The sequence below is a fragment of the Streptomyces sp. NPDC001002 genome (assembly GCF_053599215.1).
This window is the reverse complement of the sequence record NZ_JBSFLV010000073.1, coordinates 40,638-47,380: the sequence shown is the minus strand read 5'-3', so window position 1 is coordinate 47,380 and position 6,743 is coordinate 40,638. Positions and strand designations below refer to the sequence as shown.

Sequence of the window (6,743 nt, the reverse complement as noted above, 5' to 3'; positions counted from 1 at the left end):
CCGTCGACGCGGGTGTCCCGGAGCCACGCCCGGCCTCGACGGCACGATGACCTTGGTCTCGTTCTCGTTCATGGATCCTCACGGCTGCTGCAAGGGGAGCGACTGGCTGAACGCTTGCGTCGATCACAGCCCATACGGCGAAACGTGTCCCCACTCCCCCAGGTGAAGACCACACGAAAAATTGCCCAACGGTCACGCCAACGGGTGCCGTTCCGCCGTGTCCGATGTGTGCGTGAACTCCCGGACGAGCTGGGCGAGTCGGGCCGGCTGATCCAGGGGGCGTGTAGCTGTCTTCGACCTCGACCAGCCGTCCCTGCGGAAGGAGTTCGGCCAGGCGCCGACCGTGTTCGGGGCGCATCACCCGGTCTTCGCTCGCCCAGACCACCAGCGCGGGTCGTTCGAAGGTCGTCAGGCGTTCGGCCGCCTTCGACAGGATCTCGGTGTCCGCCGCTGCGGCTCGTAGCACTCGTACGGTGTCCCGGCGGATGTCGGCCTGCCGCATGACCGGCCTCGACCATCGAAGAGTGGCGGCGTCTCCGCGTCGGGTCAGCCACCCGAACGCGATCGGGAGCCGCCGGATCGTCTTCAGCCTCATCTGCTGCATGAACAGCCCGAACATCCGGGGCGAGAGCCTGCCCGCGAGCACGAGTGTCCGGCCCGTCAGACCCGGCGGGAAGTTGTCGAAGGCATCGCAGGAGACGAGCACGGCTCGCCCTACGCGGGCGACGCCGTCACCCATGAGCAACTGGACGAGGGCCCCGCCGGTGTCGTTGCCGACAAGGGTCACATCCCGTAGATCGAGTCGGTCGAGAAACTCCGCGACCAGCCGGGCCACTCCAGGCAGCGACAGGTCCACGTCGAGGTGCATCGCGCGACGGTGTGCGCCGAGTGGGAGGGGCGGTGCCACGCAGCGGTGGTCGGCGGACAGGTCGACCATCGGTCCGTGCGCCCCGTGCGCGGGACGGTCCGTCGGCCGCGCACGGGGGCGTTCGGTTCGTCAGCCGGTGTAGCCCGCGAAGATCTTCGCGAACTCGTACGGCGACTGCGCGATGTTGGTGCACATGTACAGCGCGCCCGTGCAGGCGTTGCGGTCACGGGTCGCTTCCCAGAAGGCGAGCTCCCCGAGATGCGTGCTCTTGGCGAAGGCGACCAGTTGGCGGGCGTCGGCCTGGTCGTAGATGTGACCGTCGTCGTTCTGCCCGAGCATGGGCGTGACGCCGACCTTGGCCCAGATCTGGGCGTCACTGCTGCCCGGGTACAACGTCTTGAGCTGGGCGAACGTGCTCTGTGCGGCCTGCACGGCGGCGTCGCCGTAGTCGACGTTGCGGTAGTAGTCCATGGCCATCACGTTGACGACGTCGAGGTTCACGCCGGCATCGCGTGCCGACCGGACCACGTTCAGGCCGTCCGTCGTCAGGCCCTCCGGGAGCGCCGGCAGGGTCAGCGACACCCGCAGGTCGGGGTGGGCCTGCTGGAGGCGGGCGATGGCCTGCGAGCGACGTGCGACGGAGGTGGGGTCGGCGGTGGCGGCACCTTCGATGTCGAAGTCGACGTACTTCAGTCCGTACGCGTTCACGACCGCGTTGTACTCGGCGTAGAGCGCGTCCACGGTGGAGCAGGCCTGCGCCAGTTCGATGCCGCTGGCGCCGCCGAAGGAGACCTTGACATCGCCGCCGCCGGCTCGGATGGCGTCGATCTGGTCCTTGGCCCAACCGGCCCGCGGGTCATAGGCGTTGAACCACATCGCCTTGCAGGCCGAGGCGGTGATGAAGGCCATCGTGTAGTTCTTGATCCCGCTCGCCGAGGCCATGGCCGGCATGCTCGGCGTGGGCCACGCGCCCATGTCGACGTACGGCGCGGTGGACAGACCGCCGCTCGGCTGCTGGCCGCCACCCGCGGTGGTCGTGCCGGTGACGGACGTGCTGTAGGCGGAGAGGTTGCCCGCCGCGTCCCGGGCCCGTACGCGGAACGCGTAGGCCGTACTCGCCTGGAGCCCCGTGGCCGTGTACGACGTGCCGGTGACGGTGACGGGCGTTGCGCCGTCGCGCGAGACCTCGTATCCGGCGACGGACCCGGAGTTGTCGGTGGACGCCGTCCACCGCACGGTCAGCGAGGAGCCGGTCGCCGAGCCGACGGTCACTCCGCCCGGCACGCTGGGCGCCGTGGTGTCGGTGCTGCCGGTGCACGACCCGCCGTTGAGCTTGCAGTTCGTCGGCGTGCCGGTGCCGGCCGACACCCAGCCGAAGGCGGCGGACGCGCCCGGTGCCAGAGTGCCGTTGTACTCGCGGTTCTTGAAGGTGTAGTGGCTCCCGCTCTGGGTGAGCAGCGCGTCCCAGTACGAGCCGACCGTCGTGCCGGAGGGCAGGTCGAATTCGACGGTCCAGGCGGACAGCGTGGTGCTGCCGGAGTTCGTGACGGTGTACGCGCCCTGGTAGCCGCCGGACCAGGTCGAGGTCTGGGCGAAGGTCGCCGTGGGCGTGGTGGCGGCGGAGGCCGGTGGGGCCAGGACGGCGAGCAGCACTCCCACCAACAGGGCGAGAAGTGTCGAGGGTCTGCGCATTGCTGTCTCCAGGGGGGTTGGGCGCCGGATGGGCGCAAGAGACTGCATCGAATTGGTCCATACCAAAGCTCTGCTTGTGTACGTACCGACCGCTGGACCGCGCGTCAAGACCCGAGCAGGGCGTCAGGGACCGCGCCGCGACAACCCCCTTGATCAACGGCTGCTGCACAACTCCACGCCGAGGACGCTCAGTTCGTGGTAGACGCGGGTGCCGTAGCGGCGGGAGACGACGAGCCCGGCGTCTCTGAGCACGGTGGCGTGCTCGCTCGCGGAGGCCGGTGAGATCCGAGCCTTGCCGGCCAACTCGGTGGTGGAGGCCGGGTGTTCGGCGAGCGCCATGAGCACGGTCGCTCGCGTACGGCCCATCAGCGCGGAGAGCGGGGCGTGAGCGTGTTCCATGTTCGGGTTCAGCCATGCCAGGTCGTGCTGGACCGGGTAGACGAGGACGTGCGGGCCCTCGGCGTTCTTCAGCGTGGTCGGTGCGCGCCAGCAGAAGAAGGAGGGGATCAGGGTCAGTCCTCGTCCCGCGAGGTGGATGTCGCGGTCGGCGGGATGAAGCGGCAGGGAAAGTACAGGTGGTTCCCACAGCGCCATGGGACGCAGGGCGGTCAGGACACCTTCGACGCCGTGGGTGAGGAACGCGCGCCCGAGTCGGTTCCTCTCGGCTCGGACGCTTTCCCTGATCTGCCCCCAATAGGGTTCCACCGCGTGTCGGTAGTACCCCGTCAGCGCGGTACCCAGCAGCTTGAGAGCACCCGGTTCGGCGTCACGCATCGCGGAGACCCATGTCGTCGGTGCCTGTCCCGCCGCCAGCTGATCCATGTCCGCCCGCAGCCGCCCGCGGGGCGTGCTGAGCACGCGGTCGACAGCGGTGCCGATGTCGGGCAGCGGGTCGGACGGTGTGAGGAAGTCCGGCGAGTAGCCCCACGGCGGCGCGAGCATGAGCAGCGGCCGCATCTGCGGCGCCAGCCTCGGCCGAGTGCGTCGGCGCCACCGGTCGAACACGAGAGCGCCCTCGGTCTTGCCGAGCAGATGCGCGCTGAGCAGCACCTCCCACAACGGCTCAGCTTCTGCCGCGACCCGGACGCGTGCCAGATCGTCACTGGTCATGTGAAAGCGCAGTGCCAAAGGTCATCCCCCGGTGCCGACGGCTTCACGCTTGGACGTCCGGCGCGTTCCGGAACAAGATCTCTCAGTTGAACGCGCTGGTCCAGGCCACTTCCGGCCAGGTGCTCGGCCGGTTCGGCCCGCTCTCGCCGGTGTCCCGGCAGGAGTTTCGGTCCAGCCCGAAACATAGTGCGGTGCCTCCGTCGACGACTGCACCGTACTGACGCACGGCCCAAGGGTGCGGCGGGCCGCGCCTCGTCCCCGCCCATGGCGGGGGCACCTTCACAGCCGTAACCGTCCGCGCAGGAAAGGGGAATTGGGGTCGATGAGACGTGCACTCATGTCACTGTGTGCGGTCATGGCGGCCACTCTGGCGGCCACGGCCGGATGCGCCGACGGCGGGGCGCAGCAGGATCCGCCACCGCGTCCCCGGGCACTGGACTGGCAGCAGGAACTACGTGTCTCCGACGCACAGCAGCATCTGACCAGGCAGTGCATGTCCCGCCACGGCTTCGCCTACTGGGAGGACCGTGGCCTGACGCTCCAGGAGAGCCGCCCGGTGCGCTACGTGCAGGACGACGTGGCCTGGGCCCGCACGTACGGGTACGGCGGCCGCATCGACGAGAGAAACCAGCGTGTCCACGAGCGCAACCCCAACGGCACCTACCGGCTGAGCCTTTCCGCGTCGCGCCGCACCGCCTTCGACACCGCCCTGGACGGCGGCGACAGCGCCCGCATGCTCACGGCCCCGCTGCCCCGCGGTGGAGAGATCAGCAAACGCCTCGGCGGCTGCACGGAGGAGGCGGAACGCAGGCTCTACGGCGACCCCGCCGTGTGGTTTCGCACGGGAAAGATCGCCACCGGCCTCAGTGCCCTCTACGGCGACCGGCTCATGCGCGACCGGAAACTCAGCTCCGCCATCCGCGCCTGGTCGCGGTGCATGGAGCAAGCGGGACACCCCTTCAAGGATCCCCAAGCAGCCCGTGACGCCGTCCGCGTCCAGACCGGCCGACTGGGCGCGGCCCGCGCCGAGGAGGCCTTCACCGCCGAGCGGAAGACCGCCGTGGCAGACGCGACCTGCGCCCGTAAGACCTCCCTGGGTCCCGTGGCGACGGCTCGGGAGACGTACTACCTGAACCGCCTGCGCGACCGGTTCGGCGCGGACATCGACACCTACCGACGCCTCGGTCAGCGGGCCTACGACCGGGCGGTGCGGATCGTTCCGGAGCGGGACTGACCACCTCACGCCACGGACGGACACCGCCCGTCGGTGCGGGCACGCCGGCAATTCAGCCAGGCGGACCGGCACCGAAGCATGCCCATCACCACAAAGACAGTGACCAACGAAGGGAACCAGCATGCGCAAGTTCACCGCCACCGCCGCGGTCCTGGGGCTCGCCGCCCTCGGTCTCGCCGTACCCGCCACTGCCGCGCAGGCAGCCGAGAGCGGCGTCCCGGGCCCCGGCTGCAACAGCAAGTGGGGCGCGCGCAACGGCTTCATGTACGCCTGGCAGGACCTGGACTGCACGGGCACTCTGCTGATCAGTACACCGGGCAGCAGTTCCTACTGGGGTGCGGCGGCCAACGACAAGGCGACCTCCGTCATGAACCGCGGCTTCGTCGGCGGCAACGACCACGTCGTGTTCTGGGAGGACGCGGGCTTGGTGGGCGGTCACACCTGTCTCGCACCCGGCGAGCTGTACGCCGACAACCTGACCGATGACTGGTTCACCAGCGGTGTGGTGGTCAACGACAACATCAGCTCACACGAGTGGTTGACCGCCTTTCACTGCGGGGCCTACCTGCACTGATCCGCTCACTTGAATCGCGGGGGTCCGGAACCGCCCCACGGTTCCGGACCTCCGTATCGTTTTTCAGGTACACCGGATCGCAAGAGCCCGGTCCCTCAGCCGGTGTGAAGGATCCGAAAGCGACCAGGCTCCGCCGGATCGCGGTCGACGATCTGCACCGGGGCCGAGCCCCATTGCCACACGCTGATGCCTTCCACACGGGAGAACCGAATCTGTCCGCGCGTCCCTTCGACCGCGACGCGCCCCCAGGATTCGGCGATACGCGCCCGGTCCACGCCCTGCGAGCGCAGCGTCTCGGCGAGGACGGTGATCGTGTCGTAGCCCTCGAAGGCGACGAAGGAGGGCGCTTCGTCCAGTCGCTCGCCCAACGCCTTCTCGACTCGTGCGCCGAGAGGGCTGAGGGCCTCCGGCAGGTAGCGCAGGAACGGAACCCCGGCGCCGTCGTCGCTCAACAGCCTCGCCCACTCCGCGAACTCCGGTTGCCCGGCCGGAGCACCGATCATCACTTCGGCCAGGCGCTGATCGCCGCGGACCGCCTTGACGATCGACACGGCAGGCTCCGGAAACCCAGCCAGAATCAGGAGAGCAGTCGCACGGTGGCCGACGAGTGCGTCGCACACCTCCGCAGAGGTGAGCGCGCTCATGTCGAGTTCGGTGACGGTGCCGCCGTGTGGAGCGAAGTGGTCGCGCAGGATGCGGATCCCGGACGCCCAATACACGCTCGGTTGGGATGCCACTGCGATACGGCTGTGCCCCGCGCCGAGGAGGAAGTCCGCGTAGACCCGCCAGCCGCGCGACTGCGGCGGGGCCAGGCGCGCGACCCACTCCGTGGGCTCGTCGGTGAGGGCGTCGAGTACCGCGGACGAGCACAAGAACGGCACGCCCAGGGCGTCGGCCCTGGCGGCAGCCGCCCGGGCGACGACGCTGTGGTACTCCCCCGCCAAGGCCACGACACCCAGGCGGGCCAGTTCGTCCACGGCCGCCGTGGCCTTCTGCGGATCCGCCGCAGTGTCCCGGACCACCAGTTCGACCGGGCTTCCGGCGATGCCGCCGGCGTCATTGACTTCGCCGACGGCAAGCTCGAGTCCGGCCAGCAAGTGCCGGCCCGCCTCGACCCAGCCGGGCCGAGTGAGCGGAACGAGCGCTCCGATCCTGACGGCGGATCCGTCGGTCGGTTCCGTTCCTGATGCTGGTCGTGGCGCGTTCATGTGCTGACATCTCCCCCGTGACGACTCGGTCGCACGTTACCCGGATCGCCGGATGTC

At 69.4% G+C, this 6,743-nt stretch carries 6 protein-coding genes; 2 read left to right on the top strand and 4 right to left on the bottom strand.

The genetic code is table 11. From position 1 onward, the window contains the following. From ACWDR3_RS29125 to ACWDR3_RS29115, 3 genes are all read right to left on the bottom strand, one after another. Positions 1–868: alpha/beta fold hydrolase (locus ACWDR3_RS29125; RefSeq protein WP_450355549.1), on the bottom strand; the 868-nt coding region annotated here is incomplete at its 3' end. Positions 869–997: 129 nt separating this feature from the next. Next, complete coding sequence (locus tag ACWDR3_RS29120) at positions 998–2,560, bottom strand: cellulose binding domain-containing protein (RefSeq protein WP_450355548.1); 1,563 nt, start codon at positions 2,558–2,560, stop codon at positions 998–1,000. A 153-nt stretch (positions 2,561–2,713) separates the two neighbouring features. Next, positions 2,714–3,670, bottom strand: a complete 957-nt coding sequence (locus ACWDR3_RS29115) for an ArsR/SmtB family transcription factor (protein ID WP_450355547.1) — start codon at positions 3,668–3,670, stop codon at positions 2,714–2,716. Between the two features lie 355 nt (positions 3,671–4,025). Here ACWDR3_RS29115 and ACWDR3_RS29110 point away from each other — a divergent pair, with 355 nt between their 5' ends. Beyond that, positions 4,026–4,904, top strand: a complete 879-nt coding sequence (locus ACWDR3_RS29110; RefSeq protein ID WP_450355546.1) for a hypothetical protein — start codon at positions 4,026–4,028, stop codon at positions 4,902–4,904. 121 nt (positions 4,905–5,025) lie between these two features. Continuing rightward, complete coding sequence (locus ACWDR3_RS29105) at positions 5,026–5,478, top strand: peptidase inhibitor family I36 protein (RefSeq protein ID WP_450355545.1); 453 nt, start codon at positions 5,026–5,028, stop codon at positions 5,476–5,478. A gap of 95 nt (positions 5,479–5,573) precedes the next feature. Here the strand turns inward: ACWDR3_RS29105 and ACWDR3_RS29100 are convergent, their stop codons facing one another. Then, on the bottom strand, positions 5,574–6,686 hold the full coding sequence (locus tag ACWDR3_RS29100) for an ABC transporter substrate-binding protein (protein ID WP_450355544.1): 1,113 nt from the start codon (positions 6,684–6,686) through the stop codon (positions 5,574–5,576). Positions 6,687–6,743: the final 57 nt, after the last annotated feature.